Consider the following 1499-nt stretch of genomic DNA (forward strand, 5'->3'; position numbering starts at 1 on the left):
GTTATGTTCTTCGCGGTCCTGCAAGAGGGCCGCTGGCCTCCGGGCCCGGCATGACTGGTCCCCCCTGTCGAACGCATGACCTGGGGGGTGGTGTCACCGGGCCCGAGGGGTGCCGTTGGAGACGCTGATGAGAGGTCCGACTACCGCCTGGCCTGGCGCAATGCCAGGCCGTTCGCGGGCGGCAGGTCTGCATAACGTGGATGCGCGCGTACGGCGCCAACTCCCTGGCCAGCACCGCACCGAAGCAGTCGGGAGCACGATGTTCGAGATCGGTGACGTGGGCGTCTTCCTCGGCCTGGACGTCGGCAAGACCGCTCACCACGGCCACGGACTCACCCCGGCCGGCAAGAAGGTCTTCGACAAGCAGCTGCCCAACAGCGAACCGAAGCTGCGGACCGTCCTCGACAAACTGGCCGCGAAGTTCGGCACCGTCCTCGTCATCGTCGACCAGCCCGCATCCATCGGCGCCCTCCCGCTCACCGTCGCACGGGACGCCGGCTGCAAGGTCGCCTACCTGCCCGGACTCGCCATGCGCCGGATCGCCGATCTCTACCCGGGCGAGGCGAAAACCGACGCCAAGGACGCCGCGGTCATCGCCGACGCCGCCCGCACGATGCCGCACACCCTGCGCTCGCTCGAGCTCACCGACGAGATCACCGCCGAACTGACCGTGCTGGTCGGCTTCGACCAGGACCTCGCAGCCGAAGCCACCCGCACCTCCAACCGGATACGCGGCCTGCTCACCCAGTTCCACCCCTCGCTGGAACGAGTCCTCGGCCCCCGCCTGGACCACCCCGCCGTCACCTGGCTGCTGGAACGCTACGGCTCCCCGGCAGCCCTGCGGAAAGCCGGCCGCCGCAGACTCGTCGAAGTGATCAGACCCAAGGCCCCACGCATGGCCGCCCGGCTGATCGACGAGATCTTCGACGCGCTCGACGAACAAACCGTCGTCGTTCCCGGGACCGGCACCCTCGACACCGTGGTCCCGTCCCTGGCCCGCTCCCTTGCCGCCGTCCACGAACAGCGCCGGGCGCTGGAAGCCCAGATCAAAGCCCTGCTGGAGGAGCACCCTCTTTCCCAGGTCCTGACCTCGATGCCGGGGATCGCGGTCAGGACCGCCGCAGTCCTGCTGGTCACCGTCGGCGACGGCACCAGCTTCCCCAACGCCGCCCACCTCGCCTCCTACGCCGGGCTCGCCCCGACAACGAAGTCCTCGGGAACCTCGATCCACGGCGAACACGCACCACGAGGCGGAAACCGGCAGCTCAAACGGGCGATGTTCCTCTCAGCCTTCGCCGCCCTGCACGACCCCGCCTCCCGCACCTACTACGACAAATGCCGGGCCCGGGGAAAGACCCACACCCAAGCCCTCCTCCGCCTCGCCCGCCACCGCATCAGCGTGCTCTTCGCCATGCTCCGCGACGGCACCTTCTACGAACCACGCGAACCCGAAGCAGCCGTCGCATGACCGCTCAGGCTTGACGAAGGACATAGAGGCA

The 1499-nt window shown here is 68.8% G+C and carries 1 protein-coding gene; it reads left to right on the forward strand.

Going from position 1 to position 1499, the window contains the following annotated elements; translation table 11 throughout:
- Positions 1-259 precede the first annotated feature (259 nt).
- Positions 260-1468, forward strand: coding sequence for an IS110 family RNA-guided transposase (locus tag SSP24_RS42360; RefSeq protein ID WP_141316588.1), 1209 nt, complete (start codon positions 260-262; stop codon positions 1466-1468).
- The last annotated feature ends 31 nt before the right edge of the window (positions 1469-1499 follow it).

The organism is Streptomyces spinoverrucosus, from assembly GCF_006539505.1.
Lineage (GTDB): Bacteria > Actinomycetota > Actinomycetes > Streptomycetales > Streptomycetaceae > Streptomyces > Streptomyces spinoverrucosus.

What these genes read in the sequence shown, in the direction of transcription:
- SSP24_RS42360 (WP_141316588.1), top strand. Translation starts at nt 260, where the DNA reads ATGTTCGAGATCGGTGACGTGGGCGTCTTCCTCGGCCTGGACGTCGGC.